The sequence below is a fragment of the Enterobacter sp. BNK-18 genome, from assembly GCF_047456135.1.
Taxonomy (GTDB): Bacteria; Pseudomonadota; Gammaproteobacteria; order Enterobacterales; family Enterobacteriaceae; genus Enterobacter; species Enterobacter ludwigii.
This window is the reverse complement of sequence record NZ_CP179899.1, coordinates 3,595,581-3,619,828: the sequence shown is the minus strand read 5'-3', so window position 1 is coordinate 3,619,828 and position 24,248 is coordinate 3,595,581. Positions and strand designations below refer to the sequence as shown.

Genomic DNA, 24,248 nt, shown 5'->3' with positions numbered 1-24,248 from the left:
TGACGCCACTATTACTGCTGGCGTAACATGCGCGCACGATTACGCTAAGAGGACATTCGCCTTGGACACACCCAGTAGATACTGGCTCAATTCCCTGTCATCCAGGAACAACTCCTAAGGCTATCTCCTCTTGCTGATGGCCTTAGTGGTTGTCAGCGACCTGCATTATTCCCGTCGCGCTGAGTCAGGCTGTTTAATGGTCTGAAACCCAATTTGTTTCTGTGTGCCCACCGAACTGTCCGATATTTTTTGCATTGGGAGTCCCGGTCATGTTGAGCGCATTTCAACTCGAAAATAACCGACTGACTCGGCTTGAAGCCGAAGAGTCACAGCCCCTCATTGATGCCGTATGGGTGGATCTGGTCGAGCCGGACGACGATGAGCGCCTTCGCGTACAATCTGAGCTGGGGCAAAGCCTGGCAACCCGCCCGGAACTGGAAGACATCGAAGCATCTGCTCGTTTTTTTGAAGATGAAGACGGTCTGCATATTCACTCCTTCTTCTTCTTTGAAGACGCCGACGATCACGCGGGTAACTCCACCGTGGCGTTTACCATTCGTGACGGTCGCCTGTTTACCCTGCGCGAGCGTGAGCTGCCCGCGTTTCGTCTCTACCGCATGCGCGCCCGTAGCCAGGCGATGGTCGACGGCAATGCCTACGAACTGCTGCTGGACCTGTTTGAAACCAAAATCGAACAGCTGGCGGATGAAATTGAAAACATCTACAGCGACCTGGAAAAGCTGAGCCGCGTCATTATGGAAGGGCATCAGGGCGATGAATACGACGAAGCGCTCTCGACGCTGGCAGAGCTGGAAGATATCGGCTGGAAGGTGCGTTTGTGTCTGATGGATACCCAGCGCGCGCTGAACTTCCTGGTGCGTAAGGCGCGTCTGCCGGGCGGTCAGCTGGAGCAGGCGCGTGAGATCCTGCGCGATATCGAATCCCTGCTGCCGCACAATGAATCGTTGTTCCAGAAGGTCAACTTCCTGATGCAGGCGGCGATGGGCTTTATCAATATCGAGCAGAACCGCATCATCAAGATCTTCTCGGTGGTCTCGGTGGTCTTCCTGCCACCAACGCTGGTGGCCTCGAGCTACGGGATGAACTTTGAGTTTATGCCGGAGCTTAAGTGGAGCTTTGGCTACCCTGGCGCGATTATCTTTATGATCCTCGCCGGGCTGGCGCCGTACCTCTACTTCAAGCGCCGTAACTGGCTGTAAACATCAGGCGGGTGGCATTGTGCCTGCCCGCCTCATTACCGCTTACAATCCTTTGCGTGTTCTGCGCTGGGTATAAAGGGCGTCTGCAACAAAAATCGCCAGCGCCACCCAGATAAAGGCAAACGTCACCATCTTATCTGCACCCGGTACTTCGCCGTAAAACACCACTGCCAGCAGGAACATCAGCGTCGGACCGATGTACTGAAAGAAGCCCAGCGTGGAGAGACGCAGGCGCGTTGCTGCACCGGTGAAGCACAGCAGAGGAATGGTGGTTACCACACCGGCCGCCATCAGCATCAGATTCAACGACAACGGGTTACTGCCCATATGGCTGGTTGCGCTGTCGGCAATACCAAACAGGTATATCGCCGCGACCGGCAATAGCCACAGGGTTTCAAACAGCATCCCGGTCTGCGCTTCAACGGCTATTTTCTTCCGGACCAGCCCGTAAAACGCAAAGCTGAACGCCAGGCCCAGAGCGATCACGGGCAGCGAACCGAAGGTCCACAGTTGAACCAGCACGCCGCAAAAAGCGAGGATGACCGCCAGCCACTGCATGCGACGGAAACGCTCGCCCAGGAAAATCATGCCCAGAACAATGTTGACCAGGGGATTAATAAAATAGCCCAGGCTTGCTTCGAGCATGTGATGGTTATTGACTGCCCAGATAAAGAGCAGCCAGTTGCCGCCTATCAGCACGGCTGAGAGGGCCAGCAGGAACACCTTTTTCGGCGTTTTCAGCAGCGTTTTGACGCCAGACCACTGACGGCTAACGCTCATCAGCGCGATCATAAAGAAAAACGACCAAATCACACGGTGTGTGAGGATCTCGTCAGCGGGTACGTAAGCGATAAACTTGAAGTACGCCGGTGCGATACCCCAAATAAAATAAGCGGCAAGGGCGAGTAGTACGCCCTGCCGCGTTTGTTTAGCATCCATCGGGATAATCCGTTACAAAAAAGTGAATTAATTTTACCCGATTTTAGGGTTTCAACCCACCATATAAGTGGCAGTTGCGCTGGCGATATAGACCTGCTCTTCGTTATGCAATTCAACGCGTGCGACGGCGACCTTATTCCCGGCGCGCAGCAGGCTGCTGGTGGCGGTAAAACGGTTTCCGCGCCCGGGACGCAGGTAATCGACGCGTAAATCGATGGTGCCCATACGCGACAAACGCTGGCGCAACTCGTCTTCATTGATGGTGTCATGGCGCGTCAGCGTACTGCCCACACAAACCAGGCCCGCCGCCACATCCAGCGCTGAGGCAATCACCCCGCCGTGCAAAATACTCTGCGCCCAGTTGCCTACCATCATCGGCTGGTTGTTGAAGCTGAGCTGGGCAAACGCTTTTTCGTAGCGCTCGAGTTCCAGACCCAGTGCACGGTTAAACGGCATATGGTAAACAAAAATCTCGCCCACGAGTTTTAACGCTTCTTCGGCGGTAAGCATGGCTGACATGAGGCATCACATCCTTATTGTTAATAAAATGTTGATTTTATGCTTCAGCAATAAGGAATTCCACTTTCAGAAACGAGGATGCAGCAGTTGTCGCAGAAGTATGTAGAATATCCGCCACATAACAATTCAACTAATTAACTCTTTGCAGGAGAACACCACCGATGCGGACGTATCTGGCCTGGTTACTGGCGGCGGTTGCGCTGCCCCTCACAGCATATGCCCAGGAAGCGACGATTAAAGAAGTTCACGATCAACCTGCCGTGCAGGGCAGCATTATCGCGAACCTTCTTCAGGAACATGATAATCCGTTCACGCTGTATCCGTATGACACCAACTACGTGATATACACGCAGACCAGCGATCTCAACAAAGAGGCGATAAGCTCCTATAACTGGTCCGATAATGCGCGTAAAGACGAAGTGAAGTTCCAGTTAAGTCTCGCGTTCCCGTTCTGGCGCGGCATTCTGGGACCGAATTCGGTGCTCGGCGCCTCTTACACGCAGAAATCCTGGTGGCAGCTTTCCAACAGTGGCGAATCTTCACCGTTCCGTGAAACCAACTATGAGCCGCAGCTGTTCCTCGGTTTTGCGACCGATTATGAATTCGCGGGCTGGACGCTGCGTGACATTGAGGTGGGCTTTAACCACGATTCAAACGGACGCTCCGACCCTACCTCGCGCAGCTGGAACCGTGCCTATACGCGACTGATGGCGCAAAACGGCAACTGGATGGCGGAAGTGAAGCCGTGGTTTGTGGTGGGCGATACCGACGACAATCCGGATATCACCAAATATATGGGTTACTATCAGCTCAAAATCGGCTATCAGTTGGGTGACGCGGTGCTGAGCGCCAAAGGCCAGTACAACTGGAACACCGGTTACGGTGGCGCGGAACTGGGCCTCAGTTATCCGGTGAGCAAGCACGTTCGCCTCTATACTCAGGTTTACAGCGGTTACGGCGAGTCGCTTATCGATTACAACTTCAACCAGACCCGTGTAGGTGTGGGCGTGATGCTGAACGATATTTTCTAGGCAGCTCGAATGTTTTTTCGTTAAACGTTGAAGTTTCTCTCTCAGGCGCTGAAAATAGCGCCTGTTTTATTTCTGGCAAATGGGGTTAACGTGGCGCAGGCGGAAGTATTGAATCAGGAATCGCTGGCTAAACAGGTTTTGCATGAAACCTTTGGCTACCAGCAGTTCCGCCCTGGCCAGGAAACCATCATTGAAACCGTGCTGGAAGGCCGCGATTGTCTGGTGGTCATGCCTACCGGCGGCGGTAAATCCCTCTGCTATCAGGTGCCCGCGCTGGTGCTCAACGGCCTGACGGTCGTGGTATCGCCTCTTATTTCTCTGATGAAAGATCAGGTCGATCAGCTCCTTGCCAATGGCGTGGCGGCGGCCTGTCTTAACTCCAGCCAGACCCGCGAGCAGCAGCAAGAGGTCATGGCCGGTTGCCGTACCGGGCAGGTTCGCCTGCTGTATATCGCGCCGGAACGTCTGATGCTGGATAACTTCCTCGATCATCTGTCGCACTGGAATCCGGTCCTGCTGGCGGTGGATGAAGCCCACTGTATCTCCCAGTGGGGACATGATTTCCGCCCGGAATATGCGGCGCTCGGCCAGCTCCGTCAGCGTTTTCCCGAACTGCCGTTTATGGCGCTCACCGCGACGGCAGATGACACCACGCGTCAGGATATCGTCCGGCTGCTGGGGCTGAACGATCCGCTGATTCAGGTCAGCAGCTTCGACCGCCCGAACATCCGCTACATGCTGATGGAAAAATTCAAGCCGCTGGATCAGCTTCTGCGCTACGTGCAGGAGCAGCGCGGGAAGTCCGGCATCATCTACTGCAACAGCCGCGCGAAGGTGGAAGACACGGCCGCGCGCCTGCAGAACCGTGGTTTTAGCGCCGCCGCCTACCATGCCGGGCTGGAAAACGCGGTTCGCGCCGATGTGCAGGAGAAATTCCAGCGCGATGACCTGCAGATTGTGGTGGCGACGGTGGCGTTCGGAATGGGGATCAACAAGCCGAACGTGCGCTTCGTCGTACACTTCGACATTCCGCGCAATATCGAATCGTACTACCAGGAAACTGGCCGCGCCGGGCGTGATGGGCTGCCTGCAGAAGCCATGCTGTTTTACGATCCGGCCGACATGGCGTGGCTGCGCCGTTGTCTGGAAGAGAAACCGCAGGGCCAACTGCAGGATATCGAACGCCACAAGCTCAACGCGATGGGCGCGTTTGCCGAAGCGCAAACCTGCCGCCGTCTGGTGCTGCTCAACTACTTTGGCGAGGGGCGTCAGGAGCCGTGCGGCAACTGCGATATCTGTCTTGACCCACCAAAGCAATACGATGGCCTGATGGATGCGCGCAAAGCGCTCTCGACCATCTATCGTGTGAACCAGCGCTTCGGCATGGGCTACGTGGTGGAAGTGTTGCGTGGGGCGAATAATCAGCGTATCCGCGACATGGGACACGATAAGCTGCCCGTCTACGGTATCGGCAAAGACCAGAGTCACGAGCATTGGGTGAGCATCATCCGTCAGCTGATTCACCTGGGCTTTGCCACGCAAAACATTGCCCAACACTCCGCGCTTCAGCTTACCGAAGCGGCACGTCCGGTGCTGCGCGGGGATATCGAACTGAAGCTCGCGGTTCCGCGCGTTGTCGCCCTGAAGCCGCGGGTGATGCAAAAATCGTACGGCGGCAATTACGACCGCAAGCTGTTTGCCAAACTGCGCAAGCTGCGTAAAGCCATTGCTGATGAAGAGAACATTCCGCCCTACGTGGTCTTCAACGATGCGACGCTTATCGAGATGGCAGAGCAGACGCCGCTCAGCGCCAGCGAAATGCTCAGCGTCAACGGTGTTGGTACGCGCAAGCTGGAACGCTTTGGCAAAGAGTTTATGGCGCTTATCCGTGCTCATGTCGACGGTGACGATGAGGAGTAGTCAGCCAGCCTAAAAAATGTCAGGATGGTGACTCACTTAATTATTTCCCTGCGAGTTAATTATGTTAATGCTATTTCTTACCGTGGCGTTAGTGCACATCGTTGCGCTCATGAGCCCGGGCCCTGACTTTTTCTTCGTGTCACAAACCGCCGTCAGCCGCTCCCGCAAAGAAGCGATGATGGGGGTGCTGGGTATCACCATGGGCGTTATGGTCTGGGCGGCTGTGGCGCTGCTTGGTCTGAACCTGATTCTGGCGAAGATGGCCTGGTTGCACAACATCATCATGGTTGGCGGGGGGCTTTACCTTTGCTGGATGGGCTACCAGATGCTGCGCGGGGCGTTGAAGAAAGAAGAGAAAAAGCCGGAAGAGCCGAAAGTTGAGCTGGCAACGGGCGGCCGGAGTTTTATTAAAGGGCTGCTCACCAACCTGGCGAACCCAAAAGCGATTATCTATTTCGGCTCCGTGTTCTCCCTGTTTGTGGGTGACAACGTGGGTGCGGGTGCGCGTTGGGGCATCTTCCTGCTGATCGTGGTGGAAACTTTTGCGTGGTTTACCGTGGTTGCCAGCCTGTTTGCCTTACCGGCGATGCGCCGCGGTTACCAGCGTATTGCGAAGTGGATTGACGGCTTCGCCGGCGCGTTGTTCGCCGGCTTTGGCATTCATCTCATTATTTCTCGCTAAGCATGACGCGCTGACGCAAGCAGCGCGCCTACCAGCATAAACAGCGAACCAAAGATTTTGTTCAGGGCCTTCATCTGCTTAGGCCCTTTAATCCACACCGCAATCCGCTGCGCCAGCGTCGCGTAACCAATCATCACGATGATATCAACAACAATGGTGGTCGCACCCAGCACCACGTACTGCATAACCTGTGGCTGATGCGGGACGATAAACTGCGGGAACAGCGCGGCAAGGAAAACAATACTTTTCGGGTTGGTCAGGTTCACAAACACCGCGCGTTTAAACAGGCGTCCGCGTGTTTGCGTCTGGGCGAGCGTATTAAGATCAATTGAGCCTGCCGCACGCCACTGCTGAATACCGAGCCAAATCAGGTACGCGGCACCGGCCCATTTCAGCACGTCAAAGGCCAGTACCGAGCGGGAGAACAGCGTACCCAGACCAATGCCCACCAGCACGATATGAATGCCCAGACCGGTCTGCAAACCGGCAATGGACGCCGCGGCACCGCGATAGCCGTGGTTGATGGAGGTGGTCATGGTGTTAATGGCGCCTGAACCTGGGGAAAGGCTAAGGATGATGGATGTCAGCAGATAAGCGAACCACCACTCGAAGGTCATTTGAAACTCCCGAATTGTCTGTTTTTATGCCACAATACGCTATTGTTACGTCATTTTGTGACCGGTGACGAAAAAACGATATTCCTTGGCTTACGGGGGTGGAAACCCGATGTTTCAGCAGAAAAAGGACTGGGAAACACGAGAAAACGCATTTGCTGCTTTCTCTATGGGGCCGCTGACCGATTTCTGGCGTCAGCGTGAGGAAGATGAGTTTACGGGTGTTGGCGATGTTCCGGTACGCTTTGTGCGTTTCCATGATGAGAAAAACGATCGGGTGATCGTGGTCTGTCCGGGACGTATTGAGAGCTACATCAAATACGCTGAACTGGCCTATGACCTGTTCCATCTGGGCTTCGATGTGTTGATTATCGACCATCGCGGGCAGGGGCTTTCTGGCCGCTTATTGTCGGACACGCATCGCGGTCATGTGGATAACTTCAGCGATTACGTCGACGATCTTGCCGCCTTCTGGCAGCAGGAGGTTCAGCCGGGCCCGTGGCGTAAGCGCTATATTCTGGCGCACTCCATGGGTGGGGCGATTTCGACGCTGTTTTTACAGCGCTATGACCACCAGTGTGATGCCATTGCGCTTACCGCGCCAATGTATGGCATCGTCATGCGTTTTCCGGACTGGATGGTGCGCCATATTCTCGACTGGGCTGAGGGCCATCAGCGCATTCGTGAAGGGTATGCCATCGGGACAGGGCGCTGGCGCGCGCTGCCGTTTGCCCTCAACGTATTGACCCATAGCCGGCAGCGTTATCGCCGTAACCTGCGTTTTTATGCCGATGAACCGCGCCTGCGCGTCGGTGGCCCGACATATCACTGGGTGCGGGAAGGGATCCTTGCCGGTGAACAGGTGCTTGCTGGTGTTGGTAAAGATGATACGCCGACACTTCTGATTCAGGCTGAAGAAGAGCGTGTGGTGGATAACCGCATGCATGACCGCTTTTGTGAACTCCGCGCTGCGGCCGGTCACCCTTGCGAAGGGGGTAAACCGCTGGTCATCAACGGCGCGTACCATGAGATCCTTTTTGAAAAGGACGCTATGCGCTCAGTCGCGCTCAACGCCATTGTTGAATTTTTCGACAGGCATAATTGATTGTTGTTTTACCACCAGAGGTTGAAATCCCTATGTACCAGGTTGTTGCATCTGATTTAGATGGCACGCTGCTTTCGCCCGATCATACCCTGTCGCCTTACGCGAAAGAGACCTTAAAGCTTCTGACCGCCCGCGGAGTGAACTTCGTGTTTGCCACCGGCCGCCACCACGTGGACGTGGGGCAGATCCGCGATAATCTTGAGATCAAATCGTACATGATCACCTCCAACGGTGCGCGCGTGCACGATACCGATGGCAACCTGATCTTTACGCATAACCTGGATCGCGACATTGCCGCCGATCTGTTCGGCGTAGTGCATAACAACCCGGACATTATCACTAACGTTTATCGCGATGACGACTGGTTCATGAATCGCCATCGCCCGGATGAAATGCGTTTCTTCAAGGAAGCGGTATTTAACTATTCCCTGTACGAGCCAGGCCTGCTGGAGCCGGAAGGGATCAGCAAGGTGTTCTTTACCTGCGAAAGCCACGAAGCGTTGCTGCCGCTGGAACAGGCGATTAATGCGCGTTGGGGTGACCGCGTCAACGTGAGTTTCTCGACCCTGACCTGTCTGGAAGTTATGGCGGGGGGTGTTTCCAAAGGGCACGCGCTGGAAGCCGTGGCGAAACGTCTTGGCTTCGAACTGAAAGACTGTATCGCCTTCGGTGATGGCATGAACGACGCCGAGATGCTCTCTATGGCGGGCAAAGGCTGCATTATGCAGAATGCACACCAGCGTCTGAAAGACCTGCACCCGGAACTGGAAGTGATTGGGTCTAACGCTGACAACGCGGTACCAAAATACCTTCGCAAACTGTTCCTTGAATAATCTTCATTTGATTGTTTATTGCTCAGTTGTCAACTAAAGAGTTCGCTACAATGCCTGTCCTTCTTTCTGAGAGACAAGCATTGTGGCGCTACTCATTATTACCACTATCCTGTGGGCCTTCTCTTTTAGCCTGATTGGCGAGTACCTCGCCGGGCACGTCGACAGCTACTTCTCAGTGCTGATGCGCGTGGGGCTGGCGGTGCTGGTATTCCTGCCCTTCCTGCGTACACGCGGGCAATCGCTGAAGACTATTTTGCTGTACATGCTGGTGGGGGCGATGCAGCTCGGCATCATGTACCTGTTCAGCTTCCGGGCTTACGTCTACCTGTCTGTCTCTGAATTTCTGCTTTTCACCGTGCTTACGCCGCTCTATATCACGCTGATTTACGATTTGCTCAGCAAACGTCGTTTGCGCTGGGGATATCTGTTGAGCGCGGCGCTGGCGGTGATCGGGGCGGCGATTATTCGCTACGACAAAGTGAGCGACCACTTCTGGACCGGGCTGATGTTCGTGCAGCTGGCGAACCTCAGTTTTGCCATCGGTATGGTCGGGTACAAGCGCCTGATGGAAACCCGCCCGATGCCACAGCATAACGCGTTCGCCTGGTTCTATATGGGGGCGGCTATCGTCGCGGTGGCGGCATGGTTTATGCTCGGCAACCCGCAAAAGCTCCCGACGACAACCCTGCAGTGGGGCGTTCTGGTCTGGCTGGGCGTGGTGGCATCGGGGCTGGGTTACTTCATGTGGAACTACGGCGCTACGCAGGTAGACGCCGGTACGCTGGGGATCATGAACAACGTGCATGTGCCTGCAGGGCTGCTGGTGAACCTTGCCATCTGGCAGCAGCAGCCTCACTGGCCGAGCTTCCTTATTGGGGGAGCAGTGATTCTGGCTTCGCTGTGGGTCCATCGCCGTTGGGTCGCTCCGCGCTCCGCACAAACGGAAGATGGTCGCACGCGTGGTTCCGCGCAGAGCGAATAAACGCTTCCGTAATCGGCTGACGCTGCTCGCCATCGCGCACGGCGGCGTACAGCCGGCTCCATAGTCCCTCACCCAGGGTTTTAGTGACAACCAGACCCTGGCGTTCAAAACTCTCCACAACCCAGTGTGGTAGCGCCGCGATGCCCATTCTGGCAGCAACCATCTGAATTAACAGCAGGGTGTTATCCACGCTTTTGAGCTGCGGGCTAATGCCGGCCGGCTGCAGGAAGTGACGCCAGATATCCAGCCGACTGCGCTGTACCGGGTAAATCAGCAGCGTTTCACTGGCTAAATCTTCCGGGGTGATACGCGTTTTACTGGCCAGCGGATGATCCGGAGCCAGCACCAGACGTACCTCATAATCAAACATTGGTGAATAGTGCAGGCCGCTGCGGGGCAGAATGTCTGAGGTCATCACCAGATCCAGTTCGCCTTGCTGGAGCGACGGCTGCGGGTCGAACGTCACGCCGGATTTGAAATCCATCTCCACCTGCGGCCACCTCTGGCGGAAGTTCTCAAGCGCGGGTGTCAGCCATTGAATACAGCTGTGACACTCAATGGCGATACGCAGCCTGGTTTGCTGCGGCTCGTTACAGGACTGCAGCGCGCTGGCTATTTGCGGCAGCACCTGATTAGCCAGCTGCAGCAGGATCTCGCCCTGAGGCGTAAAGCGTAGCGGCTGGCTCTTACGCACAAAAAGACGAAAGCCGAGGCGTTGTTCCAGATCGCTGAACTGGTGAGAAAGGGCGGACTGGGTCTGGTGCAGCGTGGCTGCCGCCGCCGCGAGAGAACCGCAATTTCGCAACGCTTGTAGCGTTTTCAGGTGTTTAATCTCGATCATGAAAGTCCTTCACTTCGCCATGAACATTTTGCGCTTGAGGAATATACAGTAACTGCCAATTATGGATGTGTAAACATCTGGATGGCTAAATACGAAAAATTCACAGGGGACACACCATGACAATTCGCAATCACACTCTCGGTTTCCCTCGCGTTGGCCTTCGCCGCGAGCTGAAAAAAGCGCAGGAAAGTTACTGGGCAGGTACCTCTGGCCGTGAAGAATTGCTGGCAGTGGGCCGCGAACTGCGTGCGCGCCACTGGGAACAGCAAAAGCAGGCGGGCATTGACCTGCTGCCCGTGGGCGATTTCGCCTGGTACGACCATGTTCTGACCACCAGCCTGCTGCTTGGCAACGTGCCGGCTCGTCATCAGAACAAAGATGGATCGGTAGATATCGACACCCTGTTCCGCATTGGCCGTGGCCGTGCGCCAACAGGAGAGCCTGCGGCAGCGGCGGAAATGACCAAGTGGTTTAACACCAACTATCACTATATGGTGCCGGAATTTGTGAAAGGCCAGCAGTTCAAACTGAGCTGGACCCAGTTGCTCGACGAAGTCGATGAAGCGCTGGCGCTGGGCCACCAGGTGAAACCGGTACTGCTGGGGCCGGTAACGTATTTGTGGCTGGGTAAAGTGAAAGGCGAGCAGTTTGACCGTCTCAGCCTGCTGAACGATATTCTGCCGGTCTACAAACAGGTGCTGATTGAACTGGGTAAACGCGGAATTCAGTGGGTGCAAATTGATGAGCCTGCACTGGTGCTGGAGCTGCCGCAGGCGTGGCTGAAAGCGTTTAAACCCGCTTACGATGCCCTTACTGGTCAGGTGAAGCTATTGCTGACCACCTATTTTGAAGGCGTGACGCCGAATCTGAGTACCATTACTGCGCTGCCGGTTCAGGGTCTTCATGTTGACCTGGTCCACGGCAAAGATGACGTGGCCGAACTGCACAAACGTCTGCCTGAAGAGTGGTTGCTTTCGGCCGGACTGGTGAATGGCCGTAACGTCTGGCGCGCCGATCTGAGCGAGAAATATGCACAGATTAAAGATCTCGTCGGCAAACGTGAGCTGTGGGTCGCCTCCTCCTGCTCTCTGCTGCACAGCCCAATCGATCTGAGTGTGGAAACCCGCCTTGATCCCGAGGTGAAGAGCTGGTTTGCCTTTGCGCTGCAAAAATGTGAAGAGCTGGCGCTGCTGCGTGATGCGTTAAATAGCGGTGACACCACGGCCATTACCGACTGGAGCGCCCCCATTCAGGCGCGTCGTCATTCGGCACGCGTCCACAACCCGGCGGTCGAAAAACGTCTGGCGGCCATTACCGCGCAGGACAGCCAGCGTCAGAGCCCCTATGAGGTGCGTGCCGAAGCCCAGCGTGCCCGCTTAAACCTGCCAGCGTGGCCAACCACCACCATCGGCTCCTTCCCGCAGACGACGGAGATCCGCGGCCTGCGTCTGGATTTCAAAAAAGGCAACCTCGATGCGAATCACTACCGCACCGGCATCGCTGAGCACATCAGACAGGCGATTGTTGAGCAGGAACGTTTAGGTCTGGACGTGCTGGTACACGGTGAAGCCGAGCGTAACGACATGGTGGAATACTTCGGCGAACATCTGGACGGTTTCGTCTTTACGCAGAACGGTTGGGTGCAGAGTTATGGCTCCCGCTGTGTGAAGCCACCGGTGGTGATTGGTGACATCAGCCGCCCGCAAGCGATCACCGTAGAGTGGGCAAAATTCGCCCAGTCCCTGACCGACAAACCGGTGAAAGGGATGCTGACCGGCCCGGTGACGATCCTCTGCTGGTCCTTCCCGCGTGAAGATGTGACCCGTGAAACCATCGCCAAACAGATTGCGCTCGCGCTGCGTGATGAAGTGGCCGATCTGGAAGCGGCGGGTATTGGCATCATCCAGATTGATGAACCGGCGCTACGCGAAGGTTTGCCGCTGCGTCGCAGTGACTGGGATGCTTATCTGAAGTGGGGTGTGGAGGCTTTCCGCCTCAACGCCGCGGTCGCGAAAGACGACACGCAGATCCACACCCACATGTGTTACTGTGAATTTAACGACATTATGGATTCGATTGCCGCGCTGGATGCCGACGTGATCACCATCGAAACGTCGCGTTCAGACATGGAACTGCTGGAGTCCTTCGAAGCGTTCGAGTATCCAAACGAAATTGGGCCGGGTGTCTACGACATCCACTCCCCGAACGTACCGAGCGTGGAGTGGATTGAGAGCCTGCTGAAAAAAGCCGCCCAGCGGATCCCGGCTGAGCGCCTGTGGGTCAACCCGGACTGCGGACTGAAAACCCGCGGCTGGCCGGAGACCCGCGCGGCACTCGCGAACATGGTCAGGGCGGCGCAGAATTTGCGTCAGGCCTGATAAATCCGAAGCCCGGCAAGGCGTAGCCGCGACCGGGCTTTTGTTTTACGCTTTTTTCCCGCCGTACTGGCTGAACCATGCCAGCATCCGCTGCCAGCCATCTTTAGCCGATTCTGCGTGATAGCTCGGACGATAGTCGGCATTAAAGGCGTGGCCGGCATCCGGATAAACAATGATTTCAGCTTTTGCATTGGCTGCGCGGAGCGCATGGCGCATGGTCTCTACCGTATCAAGCGGGATCCCGGTGTCCTGGCCGCCATAAAGCCCTAAAACTGGGGCATTTAACTCGGTGGCGATATCAACGGGATGCTTCGGCGAGTTCAGCGTTTTCTCCCCCACCAGTTTGCCGTACCAGGCAACGGCGGCTTTAAGCTGCGGATTATGTGCGGCATACAGCCAGCTGATACGTCCTCCCCAGCAGAAACCCGTCACCATCAGACGATGTGCGTCGCCGCCATTGCGCGCAGCCCAGCTGGCCACGTGGTCCAGATCGGCCAGTACCTGTGCATCCGGCACTTTGCTGACCAGGTTGCTGAACAGTGTCGGTATATCACTGTAGTCGTTCGGATCGCCCTGACGGAAATAGAGCTCTGGCGCAACGGCCAGATAACCTTCCAGCGCCAGACGGCGGCAAAGGTCGCGAATATGTTCGTGAACGCCGAAAATTTCCTGAACCACAATCACGATGGGCAGCGGGCCGTCGGCCGATTTTGGCCGCGCGTGGTAAGCAGGCATATTCTCCCCCTGCGAGGGGATGGAGGTCTCACCTGCCGTAATGGCCTCTTCAGGTGTTGAGACGATGGTTGATGCATGAGGGGCCGCTGCAGGTGCAAAACCGGTTTTTTCAGTCATGGCATTCTCCGTACCAATGAGTTAGCGCAAAGGTAAATATAGTCACCAGGTTAACAATTCACAGTGCCTTAAACGGTCTATCTTTTGTGCAGCACCTGACGATATAACTTGTTAATGTGATGTGAATCACTATTTCATGGAAATTTACTGCAATCATTTTCATTCATGGTGAGATGTGTCACGTAATTCTGCTTACTGCTTCTGTAAAGTACCTTTTTACTTCTTCTGACTAACCGACCCACAGAGGAGTCACCTATGTCTAAGTCTGATGTTTTTCATCTCGGCCTCACTAAAAACGATTTACAAGGGGCTACGCTGGCTATCGTCCCGGGCGATCCTGAGCGTGTGGAAAAGATCGCCGCGCTGATGGATAAGCCGGTTAAGCTTGCTGCCCATCGTGAATTCACCACCTGGCGCGCTGAGCTGGATGGCAAAGCGGTGATCGTCTGTTCTACCGGTATCGGTGGCCCGTCCACCTCAATTGCTGTTGAAGAGCTGGCGCAGCTGGGCATTCGTACTTTCCTGCGTATCGGGACTACCGGTGCCATTCAGCCGCATATCAACGTTGGCGACGTGCTGGTGACAACCGCTTCCGTGCGTCTGGACGGCGCGAGTCTGCACTTTGCCCCTATGGAATTCCCGGCGGTGGCGGATTTCGAATGCACCACTGCACTGGTTGAAGCCGCGAAATCCGTTGGCGCAACCACCCACGTAGGCGTGACCGCCTCTTCTGATACCTTCTACCCAGGCCAGGAGCGTTATGACACCTTCTCCGGCCGCGTGGTAAGCCGTTTCAAAGGTTCTATGGAAGAGTGGCAGTCTATGGGCGTAATGAACTACGAAATGGAATCTGCAACCTTGCTGACCATGTGCGCAAGCCAGGGTCTGCGTGCCGGTATGGTGGCGGGCGTTATCGTCAACCGTACCCAGCAGGAGATCCCGAACGCGGAAACCATGAAGCAGACCGAAAGTCATGCGGTGAAAATCGTGGTTGAAGCAGCGCGTCGCCTGATCTAATCCCTTCTTATACGAAAAAAGGCCGACCCGTTCGGCCTTTTTTTTGCGTAGCGCCTCGCAGGAAAACCCTTTCAAACTGGACGTTTATACAGCACAATTCTATTTTGTGCAGGTAATACGTTGATGCAGGGGGCATTGTGGATATCTCAATCCTGATTTATGCAGTGATTGCGCTGGTGGGCGTGGGGGCAGGCTGGCTGATTTCCAGCTACCAGCACGCGCAACAAAAGGCCGATCAGCTGGCCGAGCGCGAAGAGATAGTCGCCGATTTAAGCGCGGCAAAACAGCAGGTTGCGCTGAGCGAACACTGGCGTGACGAATGCGAACTGCTCAACAACGAGCTGCGCAATCTTCGCGATATCAACACCTCGCTGGAGGCCGATCTCCGCGAAGTGACTACCCGCCTCGAATCCACCCAGCTGCATGCGGAAGATAAAATCCGCCAGATGATGAACAGCGAGCAACGCCTCAGCGAGCAGTTCGAGAACCTCGCGAACCGCATTTTTGAACACAGCAACCGCCGCGTAGACGAACAAAACCGCCAAAGCCTGAATAGCCTGCTAACGCCCCTGCGTGAACAGCTGGACGGCTTTCGTCGTCAGGTACAGGACAGCTTTGGGCAGGAGGCTCGCGAGCGGCACACGCTGGCGCATGAAATTCGCAATCTTCAGCAGCTGAATGCGCAAATGGCGCAGGAAGCGGTCAACCTGACCCGTGCGCTGAAGGGCGATAACAAAACCCAGGGCAACTGGGGGGAAGTGGTGCTGACCCGCGTGCTGGAGGCCTCTGGCCTGCGGGAAGGGTATGAATACGAAACGCAGGTGAGTATCGAGAACGATGCCCGCTCGCGTATGCAGCCTGATGTGATTGTGCGGCTCCCGCAGGGCAAAGATGTGGTGATAGACGCCAAAATGACGCTGGTGGCTTATGAGCGCTATTTCAATGCGGAAGATGACTACACCCGCGAGTCGGCGCTGCAGGAGCACATCGCCTCCGTGCGTAACCACATTCGTCTGCTGGGCAGAAAAGACTACCAGCAGTTACCCGGCCTGCGCTCGCTGGATTACGTCCTGATGTTTATTCCGGTTGAACCCGCGTTCTTGCTGGCGCTCGACAGACAGCCTGAACTGATTACCGAAGCCCTAAAAAATAACATTATGCTGGTGAGCCCCACCACGCTGCTGGTGGCATTGCGCACCATTGCCAACCTGTGGCGCTATGAACATCAGAGCCGTAATGCGCAGCAGATTGCCGATCGCGCCAGCAAGCTTTACGACAAAATGCGCCTTTTTGTGGATGATATGTCCTCGGTCGGGCAAAGCCTTGACCGCGCCCAGGATAACTATCGCCAGGCGATGAAAAAACTCTCTTCCGGGCGTGGCAACTTACTGGCGCAGGCCGAAGCGTTTCGTTCCCTGGGTGTGGAGGTGAAGCGCGAGATTAATCCGGAATTAGTTGAGCAGGCCACCGCCCAGGATGAAGAGTTTCGCCTGCGCGAAGGCGCTGGCGAACAAAAGGCAAACAGTGAAGACAATACGTTAGCGACAGATTTAACGTCAGACGAGCGTCCGGCACGTTTCTTTCGCGAAGGTTGAAACGTAGGGCAAACGCGCCCAATCTGTTACACTTCACGAACATTTTACTGATAAGCAGGCTCTGAGATGGTTGACGATTCACAAGACACGACGCACTTTGGCTTTCAGACTGTCGCCAAAGCGCAGAAAGCTGATATGGTGGCCCACGTATTTCATTCCGTGGCGGCGAAGTACGATGTGATGAATGACTTGATGTCGTTCGGCATTCATCGCTTGTGGAAGCGCTTCACCATCGACTGTAGCGGTGTGCGTCGTGGACAAACGGTACTGGATTTAGCCGGCGGTACAGGCGATTTGACAGCAAAATTCTCCCGTCTGGTGGGCGAAACCGGTCGCGTTGTTCTGGCAGATATTAACGACTCAATGCTCAAAATGGGACGTGAGAAGCTGCGTAATATCGGCGTGGTAGGTAATGTCGAGTATGTGCAGGCGAACGCCGAAGCGCTGCCTTTCCCGGATAATACCTTTGACTGCATCACTATCTCCTTCGGCCTGCGTAACGTCACCGATAAAGAAAAAGCGCTGCGCTCCATGTACCGCGTGCTAAAGCCGGGTGGACGCCTGCTGGTGCTCGAATTCTCCAAACCGATTCTTGAGCCGTTAAGCAAAGCTTACGACGCATACTCATTCCATGTGCTGCCGCGAATTGGTGAGCTGGTGGCAAACGACGCGGAAAGCTACAGGTACCTGGCGGAATCTATCCGTATGCACCCGGATCAGGACACCTTAAAGGCCATGATGCAGGATGCGGAATTCGAGAACGTTGAGTATTTCAACATGACGGCAGGTGTCGTCGCGCTGCATCGCGGTTATAAGTTCTGAGTGGAGGTTTCCCGTGCCCTTTAAACCCTTAGTCACCGCAGGCATCGAGAATGTCCTGAATGCCTTTCTTTACCGCGCACCGGCGCTAAAAGCCGCACGTCAGCGGCTTAACGGCAAGGTGCTGCGTGTTGTTCTGAAAGAGTTCTCGACGCCGCTTGTGCTGGTTTTCAGTGAACGCCAGCTTGACGTTCTGGGTGAGTGGGAAGGTGAAGCCGACTGCTCCGTGATTACGCACATGAGTGTGCTGCCAAAATTACGTGACCGTCAGCAGCTTACGGCGCTTATCCGCAGCGGTGAGCTGGAAGTGGAAGGCGACATTCAGGTCGTACAGAATTTCGTTGCGCTCAGCGATCTGGCCGAGTTTGACCCGGCAGAGCTGCTTGCGCCTTTCATTGGCGACATTGCTGCCGAAGGGATCGGTAAAGCCATTCATGGCGGTACGGCTTTTCTTCGCAAGAGTCTACAACGACAGCAACGCTATGCGGCGGAAGTGCTGACTGAAGAGTGGCGTATGGCCCCTGGCGCGCTTGAAGTTGCATGGTTTGCGGAAGAGACCGCAGCGGTTGAACGCGCGGTGGATGCCTTAACCAAACGGCTGGAAAAACTGGAGGGCAAATGACGCCTGGTGAAATTCGGCGCCTCTATTTTATCGTCCACACCTTTTTGAGTTACGGGCTCGACGAGCTTATCCCCAAAATGCGTATCACGCTGCTGCTTCGCATCTGGCGGCGGATGTTGTTCTGGATGCCTAATCGTCATAAAGATCAGCCGCTGGGTGAACGTCTTCGTCTGGCGCTCCAGGAACTGGGCCCGGTATGGATTAAGTTCGGGCAAATGCTCTCGACTCGCCGCGATCTTTTCCCGCCGCAGATTGCCGATGAACTGGCACTGCTGCAGGACCGCGTTGCACCGTTTGACGGTGTGAGAGCGAAAAAACAGATCGAAGAGGCGATGGGCAATATTCCTGTCGAGACCTGGTTTGACGATTTCGAAATAGAACCTCTTGCTTCAGCCTCTATCGCCCAGGTGCATACAGCACGTCTGAAAGAGAACGGCAAAGAGGTGGTTATCAAAGTGATCCGCCCGGACATCCTGCCGGTAATCCGAGCGGACATGAAGCTTATCTATCGGCTTGCACGCTGGGTTCCGCGCCTGCTCCCCGACGGACGCCGTCTGCGCCCAATGGAAGTTGTGCGGGAGTATGAAAAAACGCTGATTGATGAATTAAACCTGCTGCGCGAATCGGCAAATGCTATCCAGCTGCGCCGGAACTTTGAAAACAGCCCGATGCTCTATGTGCCGGAAGTGTATTCGGACTACTGCAGCCAGAACATGATGGTAATGGAGCGGATTTACGGTATTCCGGTCTCGGATGTGGCAGCCCTGGAAAAGCAGGGAACCAACATGAAGCTGCTGGCCGAGCGTGGCGTACAGGTCTTCTTTACCCAGGTATTCCGCGACAGCTTTTTCCACGCGGACATGCACCCGGGGAATATCTTCGTCAGTTATGAGCACCCGGAAGACCCGAAATATATCGGTATTGACTGCGGTATTGTGGGCTCGCTGAACAAAGAAGATAAGCGCTATCTCGCTGAGAACTTCATCGCCTTCTTTAACCGTGATTACCGCAAGGTGGCCGAGCTGCACGTTGATTCTGGCTGGGTTCCGCCGGACACCAACGTCGAAGAGTTTGAGTTTGCTATCCGTACCGTCTGCGAGCCGATTTTTGAAAAGCCGCTGGCAGAAATTTCCTTCGGACACGTATTGCTGAACCTGTTTAACACGGCACGCCGCTTCAACATGGAAGTGCAGCCACAGTTAGTTTTACTTCAGAAAACATTACTTTACGTTGAAGGTGTAGGTCGACAGCTCTATCCTCAGTTAGACTTATGGAAGACTGCGAAACCTTTCCTTGAATCCTGGATTAAGGATCAGGTGGGCATTCCGGCGCTGGTGCGCTCTATTAAAGAGAAAGGCCCGTTCTGGATAGAAAAAATGCCTGATATTCCGGAACTGATTTACGACAGTTTGCGTCAGAGCAAGAACCTTCAGCACAGCATGGATAAAATCGCCCGCGAGCTGCAGTCCAGCCGTGTTCGACAGGGGCAGTCGCGCTATCTCTTTGGCATTGGAGCAACGCTGCTGCTGAGTGGTACGCTGTTGCTGATTACTCGCCCTGACTGGCAGATGATGCCCGCCTGGCTGATGGCTGGCGGTGTTGTGGTCTGGCTCGCCGGCTGGAGAAAAACGCGCTGATTTTGCGTCGCTATCGACGGGTCGCCTACGTATAATGCGACCTGACTCATTAATCATCTATCCCTGAGGTACATGTATGGGTGGTATCAGTATCTGGCAATTGTTGATCATTGCCGTCATCGTCGTGCTGCTGTTTGGCACGAAAAAGCTCGGTTCTATCGGCTCCGATCTGGGCGCGTCTATCAAAGGCTTCAAGAAAGCGATGAGCGATGATGAGAGCAAGCAGGATAAAACCAGCCAGGATGCTGACTTTACTGCTAAATCCATCTCCGACAAGCAGGAAGAGGCGAAAAAAGAAGACGCTAAACGCCACGATAAAGAGCAGGTGTAATTCGTGTTCGACATTGGTTTTAGTGAGCTGCTGCTGGTCTTTGTGATTGGCCTGATAGTGTTAGGACCCCAGCGTCTGCCGGTGGCGGTGAAAACCGTTGTGGGCTGGGTACGCGCGCTGAGATCGCTGGCTTCGACCGTACAAAATGAGCTGGCGCAGGAACTTAAGCTGCAGGAGTTTCAGGAAAGCCTGAAAAAGGTGGAAAAGGCGAGCATGGATAACCTGACGCCTGAACTGAAAGCCTCAATGGATGAACTGCGTGAAGCGGCAGAATCCATGAAGCGCTCCTACAGCGTCAACGATCCTGAAAAGGCGAGCGATGAAGCCAACACCATCCACAACCCGGTGGTGAAGGACAGCGAAGCGCAGCGCGAGGGCGTTACGCCTGCCAGCGCGGAGCATCAGGCTACCGCGCCTGAACAAACGCCGCAGGAATCTGAACCGAAAAAACAGGCGCAGCCGGAAGCACCGGTAGTAAAAGCGGCTGACGTTAAGCCTGCCGCGCCTGTTTCCGAATCATCCCCCTCGTCGAGTGATAAAGCGTAAACATGGCAGTAGATGATACCCAACCGCTGATTACGCACCTCATAGAGCTGCGTAAGCGCCTGTTAAACTGCATTATCGCGGTTTTCCTCATTTTCTTATGCCTGGTCTATTTCGCCAACGATATCTACCAGGTTGTCTCTGCGCCGCTGATCAAGCAGATGCCGCTGGGGGCAACGATGATCGCAACCGACGTTGCATCACCGTTCTTTACCCCTATTAAGCTCACCTTCTGGGTATCGCTGATTGCCTCTGCGCCGGTCATTCTTTATCAGGTGTGGGCGTTTGTGGCGCCAGCGCTGTACAAGCATGAACGCAAGCTGGTGATCCCGCTGCTGGTATCCAGCTCGCTGCTGTTCTATATCGGCATGGCGTTCGCCTACTTTGTTGTCTTCCCGCTGGCCTTTGGCTTCCTGACGCATACCGCGCCGGAAGGGGTTCAGGTGTCGACGGATATCGCCAGCTACCTCAGCTTTGTGATGGCGCTGTTTATGGCGTTCGGCGTGGCATTCGAAGTGCCGGTAGCCATTGTGCTGCTTTGCTGGGTAGGGGTGACTACCCCTGATGACCTGCGTAAGAAGCGCCCGTATATCCTGGTTGGCGCGTTTGTGGTTGGCATGCTGCTCACACCACCTGACGTCTTCTCACAAACACTGCTGGCAATACCGATGTATTGTCTGTTTGAAGTCGGCGTATTCTTCTCGCGTTTCTACGTGGGAAAAGGGCGTCGGTCGGATGACGAAGACGATACGTCGGAAAAGACCACTGAAGAGTAAAACCAGCCGCCCGTCAGGGCGGTTGTGCTATGGGGAATCGCATGTTTGATATCGGACTCAACCTGACCAGCTCGCAGTTTGCGAAAGACTGCGATGAGGTCGTCGCGCGTGCTTTTGCCGCCGGGGTGAAAGGGCTGCTCCTGACGGGAACCAACCTGCATGAAAGCGAGCAGGCGCAGCAGCTTGCTCAACGCTATGATCGCTGCTGGTCAACCGCTGGCGTGCATCCTCATGACAGCAGCCAGTGGACGCCGCAGAGCGCTGAAATCATACACAGGCTGGCGAAAACCCCTGAAGTCGTGGCCATTGGCGAATGTGGTCTCGATTTCAACCGTAACTTTTCCACACCAGCCGAACAGGAAAACGCCTTCACCGCCCAGCTCGCCCTGGCAGCGGAGCTTGGAATGCCTGTGTTTATGCACTGCCGTGACGCGCATGAGCGCTTCCTCGCCTTACTGGAACCCTGGCTCGATAAACTGCCCGGTGCGGTACTGCACTGCTTTACCGGTTCACGGCAGGAAGCGCTGGATTGTCTGGAACGCGGGTTATATCTGGGCATTACCGGCTGGGTTTGCGATGAACGTCGTGGGCTTGAGCTTCGCGAGCTGTTGCCGGTGATCCCGGCGGACCGCTTGCTTGTTGAAACCGACGCACCTTATCTGCTGCCGCGAGATATGCAACCCAAACCGGCTTCTCGACGTAACGAACCGGCCTATCTGGGGCATATTCTTGAGAGCGTAGCGCGCTGGCGCGGAGAAGACCCGCACTGGCTGTGCGCACAGACGGATGACAACGTGCGTCGCCTGTTCGGGATAGACGTTTAAACTTTGCGGAAGTCGGTGTTTTTCACGCTCTGCAATACTTGCTTATTCAGCAGGTTGAGCAACAGCATGGAGCGTGCTTCACCGTCAGGCTCGGCGAAAATCGCCTGTAAGCCCTCGAAAGCCCCTTCAGTGATGACGACGCTGTCGCCTGCGTAGGGGGTTTCCGGATCGGTGATGCCTTCAGGTTGCTGGTACACCGAAAGCTGATGAATCACCGTTGACGGGACCGTGGCCGGGTGAGCGCCAAAACGCACAAAGTGGCTGACACCGCGTGTGGCGCTGATGGTCGTGGTGTGAATCACTTCCGGGTCGAACTCAACGAACAGATAGTTCGGGAATAATGGCTCACTGACGGTCGTGCGCTTCCCGCGCTGCATTTTTTCAAGCGTGATCACGGGTGTCAGGCAATTCACAGACTGACGTTCAAGATGTTCCTGCGCGCGCTGAAGTTGCCCGCGTTTGCAATACAGTAAATACCAGGCCTGCATAATCACTCTTTCCCTTAGTTCGGGGCGCAAGCATATCAAAACCCTGGCGGGATCGCTAAGTTGATTATAATGGGGGAAAAGGGAACAGAATGCATAAGTTCACGCTAATTTAACAAAATTACAGCATCAAGCAGGCTTACGCCGTATAATGAAGCGCTTACAGAGAGGCCATGACTAACTGCATGAAATACCACGATCTCCGCGACTTCCTGACGCTGCTGGAAAAGCAGGGCGAACTCAAACGCATTACACTTCCTGTTGATCCTTATCTGGAAATGACAGAAATTGCTGACCGCACCCTGCGTGCCGGTGGCCCCGCTTTACTGTTTGAAAACCCAAAAGGGTATTCGATGCCGGTGCTGTGCAACCTGTTTGGCACACCGCGCCGTGTGGCGTTGGGGATGGGACAGGAGGACGTCACGGCGCTGCGCGAAGTGGGTAAACTGCTGGCGTTTCTGAAAGAGCCAGAGCCACCGAAAGGTTTCCGCGATCTGTTCGATAAACTGCCGCAGTTTAAGCATGTGCTTAACATGCCAACCAAACGTCTGCGCGGCGCACCGTGTCAGCAGAAAGTGCTGGAAGGCGATGCGGTGGATCTGACAAAAATTCCTGTCATGCAATGCTGGCCTGAAGATGCTGCGCCGCTTATCACCTGGGGGCTCACCGTCACGCGTGGTCCGCACAAAGAGCGACAAAATCTGGGTATTTACCGCCAGCAGCTGATTGGCAAGAATAAGCTCATCATGCGCTGGTTGTCACATCGTGGCGGCGCCCTGGATTTCCAGGAGTGGTGTGCTGAACACCCGGGCGAGCGTTTCCCGGTTTCCGTTGCGTTAGGCGCCGATCCGGCCACGATTCTGGGGGCGGTAACGCCAGTGCCGGATACGCTGTCCGAATATGCCTTTGCAGGCCTGCTGCGCGGAACCAAAACCGAAGTCGTGAAGTGTATTTCTAATGACCTTGAAGTTCCTGCCAGCGCGGAGATCGTTCTGGAAGGTTACCTTGAGCAGGGCGAAATGGCACCGGAAGGGCCATACGGTGACCACACCGGCTATTACAACGAAGTTGATAACTTCCCGGTGTTTACCGTCACGCACATCACCCAGCGTGAAGATGCGATTTACCACTCCACCTATACCGGACGTCCTCCGGATGAACCGGCGGTACTGGGAGTGGCGCTGAACGAAGTGTTTGTGCCGATCCTGCAAAAGCAGTTCCCGGAAATTGTTGATTTTTACCTGCCGCCGGAAGGGTGTTCGTATCGCCTTGCGGTGGTGACGATGAAGAAGCAATATCCTGGTCACGCTAAACGCGTGATGATGGGCGTATGGTCTTTCCTGCGCCAGTTTATGTATACCAAATTTGTTATTGTCTGCGATGATGATGTTAACGCCCGCGACTGGAATGACGTTATCTGGGCCATTACTACGCGAATGGATCCGGCGCGGGATACGGTGTTAGTCGAAAACACGCCGATAGATTATCTGGATTTTGCCTCGCCGGTCTCCGGCCTTGGCTCAAAAATGGGACTGGATGCCACAAACAAATGGCCCGGCGAAACCGAGCGTGAATGGGGTCGACCGATCAAAAAAGATCCTGCCGTGACCGCGCGCATTGACGCGATCTGGGATGAACTGGCCATAATGAATAACGGTAAACCTGAAACAGGCCGTTAAGCCC

General features: G+C 55.2%; 25 protein-coding genes. 19 read left to right on the top strand and 6 right to left on the bottom strand.

Features of this window, described 5'->3' with window-relative positions:
* The first annotated feature begins 61 nt into the window (after nucleotides 1–61).
* Nucleotides 62–118 (top strand): YsgD/CorL family protein, encoded by a 57-nt coding sequence (gene ysgD / locus ACMGG3_RS17455; protein WP_212743980.1) that lies wholly within the window; start codon nucleotides 62–64, stop codon nucleotides 116–118.
* A gap of 151 nt (nucleotides 119–269) precedes the next feature.
* Nucleotides 270–1,220, top strand: coding sequence for a magnesium/cobalt transporter CorA (corA, locus tag ACMGG3_RS17450; RefSeq protein ID WP_020882881.1), 951 nt, complete (start codon nucleotides 270–272; stop codon nucleotides 1,218–1,220).
* Between the two features lie 42 nt (nucleotides 1,221–1,262).
* On the opposite strand, the gene rarD is transcribed toward corA, so the two are convergent.
* On the bottom strand, nucleotides 1,263–2,159 hold the full coding sequence (rarD, locus tag ACMGG3_RS17445; RefSeq protein ID WP_014172130.1) for an EamA family transporter RarD: 897 nt from the start codon (nucleotides 2,157–2,159) through the stop codon (nucleotides 1,263–1,265).
* Between the two features lie 51 nt (nucleotides 2,160–2,210).
* Nucleotides 2,211–2,678: an acyl-CoA thioesterase YigI gene (yigI, locus tag ACMGG3_RS17440; RefSeq protein WP_014172129.1), complete on the bottom strand. Its 468-nt coding sequence runs from the start codon at nucleotides 2,676–2,678 to the stop codon at nucleotides 2,211–2,213.
* A gap of 161 nt (nucleotides 2,679–2,839) precedes the next feature.
* Here yigI and pldA point away from each other — a divergent pair, with 161 nt between their 5' ends.
* The 3 genes from pldA to rhtC all read left to right on the top strand — a co-directional run bounded on the left by pldA (nucleotide 2,840) and on the right by rhtC (nucleotide 6,311).
* On the top strand, nucleotides 2,840–3,709 hold the full coding sequence (pldA, locus tag ACMGG3_RS17435; protein WP_020882880.1) for a phospholipase A: 870 nt from the start codon (nucleotides 2,840–2,842) through the stop codon (nucleotides 3,707–3,709).
* Between the two features lie 90 nt (nucleotides 3,710–3,799).
* Entirely contained in the window at nucleotides 3,800–5,629 is a 1,830-nt protein-coding gene (gene recQ / locus ACMGG3_RS17430) for an ATP-dependent DNA helicase RecQ (protein WP_025202782.1), read from the top strand.
* Between the two features lie 61 nt (nucleotides 5,630–5,690).
* Nucleotides 5,691–6,311 carry a threonine export protein RhtC gene (rhtC, locus tag ACMGG3_RS17425; RefSeq protein ID WP_014172126.1) on the top strand — a complete coding sequence of 207 codons (621 nt, stop codon included), beginning with the start codon at nucleotides 5,691–5,693 and terminating at the stop codon, nucleotides 6,309–6,311.
* Here the strand turns inward: rhtC and rhtB are convergent.
* The gene (rhtB, locus tag ACMGG3_RS17420; RefSeq protein WP_014172125.1) at nucleotides 6,308–6,928 is read right to left on the bottom strand and encodes a homoserine/homoserine lactone efflux protein; all 621 of its coding nucleotides are present in this window, start codon (nucleotides 6,926–6,928) and stop codon (nucleotides 6,308–6,310) included. The genes rhtC and rhtB overlap by 4 nt on opposite strands.
* Nucleotides 6,929–7,037: 109 nt before the next feature.
* On the opposite strand from rhtB, the gene pldB reads away from it, so the two are divergent.
* The 3 genes from pldB to ACMGG3_RS17405 all read left to right on the top strand — a co-directional run bounded on the left by pldB (nucleotide 7,038) and on the right by ACMGG3_RS17405 (nucleotide 9,845).
* Complete coding sequence (pldB, locus tag ACMGG3_RS17415; protein WP_020882879.1) at nucleotides 7,038–8,030, top strand: lysophospholipase L2; 993 nt, start codon at nucleotides 7,038–7,040, stop codon at nucleotides 8,028–8,030.
* 32 nt (nucleotides 8,031–8,062) lie between these two features.
* Nucleotides 8,063–8,863, top strand: coding sequence for a sugar/pyridoxal phosphate phosphatase YigL (gene yigL, locus ACMGG3_RS17410; protein ID WP_020882878.1), 801 nt, complete (start codon nucleotides 8,063–8,065; stop codon nucleotides 8,861–8,863).
* Nucleotides 8,864–8,945: 82 nt separating this feature from the next.
* Entirely contained in the window at nucleotides 8,946–9,845 is a 900-nt protein-coding gene (locus tag ACMGG3_RS17405; protein WP_414149338.1) for a carboxylate/amino acid/amine transporter, read from the top strand.
* Here ACMGG3_RS17405 and metR read toward each other — a convergent pair.
* Nucleotides 9,733–10,686 (bottom strand): HTH-type transcriptional regulator MetR, encoded by a 954-nt coding sequence (gene metR / locus ACMGG3_RS17400; protein WP_014172120.1) that lies wholly within the window; start codon nucleotides 10,684–10,686, stop codon nucleotides 9,733–9,735. The genes ACMGG3_RS17405 and metR overlap by 113 nt on opposite strands.
* A gap of 116 nt (nucleotides 10,687–10,802) precedes the next feature.
* Between metR and metE the strand changes: the two genes are divergently transcribed.
* The gene (gene metE, locus ACMGG3_RS17395) at nucleotides 10,803–13,064 is read left to right on the top strand and encodes a 5-methyltetrahydropteroyltriglutamate--homocysteine S-methyltransferase (RefSeq protein WP_414149337.1); all 2,262 of its coding nucleotides are present in this window, start codon (nucleotides 10,803–10,805) and stop codon (nucleotides 13,062–13,064) included.
* 45 nt (nucleotides 13,065–13,109) lie between these two features.
* Here metE and ACMGG3_RS17390 read toward each other — a convergent pair whose 3' ends face one another.
* Complete coding sequence (locus ACMGG3_RS17390) at nucleotides 13,110–13,916, bottom strand: dienelactone hydrolase family protein (protein ID WP_014172118.1); 807 nt, start codon at nucleotides 13,914–13,916, stop codon at nucleotides 13,110–13,112.
* A 255-nt stretch (nucleotides 13,917–14,171) separates the two neighbouring features.
* On the opposite strand from ACMGG3_RS17390, the gene udp reads away from it, so the two are divergent.
* The 9 genes from udp to tatD all read left to right on the top strand — a co-directional run bounded on the left by udp (nucleotide 14,172) and on the right by tatD (nucleotide 22,080).
* Nucleotides 14,172–14,933, top strand: a complete 762-nt coding sequence (gene udp, locus ACMGG3_RS17385; RefSeq protein ID WP_003860792.1) for a uridine phosphorylase — start codon at nucleotides 14,172–14,174, stop codon at nucleotides 14,931–14,933.
* Nucleotides 14,934–15,070: 137 nt separating this feature from the next.
* The gene (gene rmuC, locus ACMGG3_RS17380; protein WP_414149336.1) at nucleotides 15,071–16,528 is read left to right on the top strand and encodes a DNA recombination protein RmuC; all 1,458 of its coding nucleotides are present in this window, start codon (nucleotides 15,071–15,073) and stop codon (nucleotides 16,526–16,528) included.
* Nucleotides 16,529–16,594: 66 nt separating this feature from the next.
* Nucleotides 16,595–17,350: a bifunctional demethylmenaquinone methyltransferase/2-methoxy-6-polyprenyl-1,4-benzoquinol methylase UbiE gene (gene ubiE, locus ACMGG3_RS17375; RefSeq protein ID WP_014172115.1), complete on the top strand. Its 756-nt coding sequence runs from the start codon at nucleotides 16,595–16,597 to the stop codon at nucleotides 17,348–17,350.
* Nucleotides 17,351–17,363: 13 nt separating this feature from the next.
* Nucleotides 17,364–17,969 carry a ubiquinone biosynthesis protein UbiJ gene (gene ubiJ / locus ACMGG3_RS17370; RefSeq protein WP_032680095.1) on the top strand — a complete coding sequence of 202 codons (606 nt, stop codon included), beginning with the start codon at nucleotides 17,364–17,366 and terminating at the stop codon, nucleotides 17,967–17,969.
* A complete protein-coding gene (ubiB, locus tag ACMGG3_RS17365; protein ID WP_014172113.1) occupies nucleotides 17,966–19,606 on the top strand; it encodes a ubiquinone biosynthesis regulatory protein kinase UbiB in 1,641 nt (546 codons plus the stop codon). The genes ubiJ and ubiB overlap by 4 nt, the downstream gene beginning before the upstream one ends.
* Nucleotides 19,607–19,682: 76 nt before the next feature.
* A complete protein-coding gene (gene tatA, locus ACMGG3_RS17360; protein WP_020882874.1) occupies nucleotides 19,683–19,937 on the top strand; it encodes a Sec-independent protein translocase subunit TatA in 255 nt (84 codons plus the stop codon).
* A gap of 3 nt (nucleotides 19,938–19,940) precedes the next feature.
* On the top strand, nucleotides 19,941–20,483 hold the full coding sequence (gene tatB, locus ACMGG3_RS17355; protein ID WP_020882873.1) for a Sec-independent protein translocase protein TatB: 543 nt from the start codon (nucleotides 19,941–19,943) through the stop codon (nucleotides 20,481–20,483).
* Nucleotides 20,484–20,485: 2 nt separating this feature from the next.
* Nucleotides 20,486–21,256 (top strand): Sec-independent protein translocase subunit TatC, encoded by a 771-nt coding sequence (tatC, locus tag ACMGG3_RS17350; RefSeq protein ID WP_014172110.1) that lies wholly within the window; start codon nucleotides 20,486–20,488, stop codon nucleotides 21,254–21,256.
* A gap of 41 nt (nucleotides 21,257–21,297) precedes the next feature.
* Nucleotides 21,298–22,080 (top strand): 3'-5' ssDNA/RNA exonuclease TatD, encoded by a 783-nt coding sequence (gene tatD, locus ACMGG3_RS17345; protein ID WP_041162905.1) that lies wholly within the window; start codon nucleotides 21,298–21,300, stop codon nucleotides 22,078–22,080.
* Here the strand turns inward: tatD and rfaH are convergent.
* The gene (rfaH, locus tag ACMGG3_RS17340) at nucleotides 22,077–22,568 is read right to left on the bottom strand and encodes a transcription/translation regulatory transformer protein RfaH (protein WP_020882871.1); all 492 of its coding nucleotides are present in this window, start codon (nucleotides 22,566–22,568) and stop codon (nucleotides 22,077–22,079) included. The two genes, tatD and rfaH, sit on opposite strands and share 4 nt — an antisense overlap.
* A 170-nt stretch (nucleotides 22,569–22,738) precedes the next feature.
* Here rfaH and ubiD point away from each other — a divergent pair, with 170 nt between their 5' ends.
* The gene (gene ubiD, locus ACMGG3_RS17335) at nucleotides 22,739–24,244 is read left to right on the top strand and encodes a 4-hydroxy-3-polyprenylbenzoate decarboxylase (protein WP_414149335.1); all 1,506 of its coding nucleotides are present in this window, start codon (nucleotides 22,739–22,741) and stop codon (nucleotides 24,242–24,244) included.
* The last annotated feature ends 4 nt before the right edge of the window (nucleotides 24,245–24,248 follow it).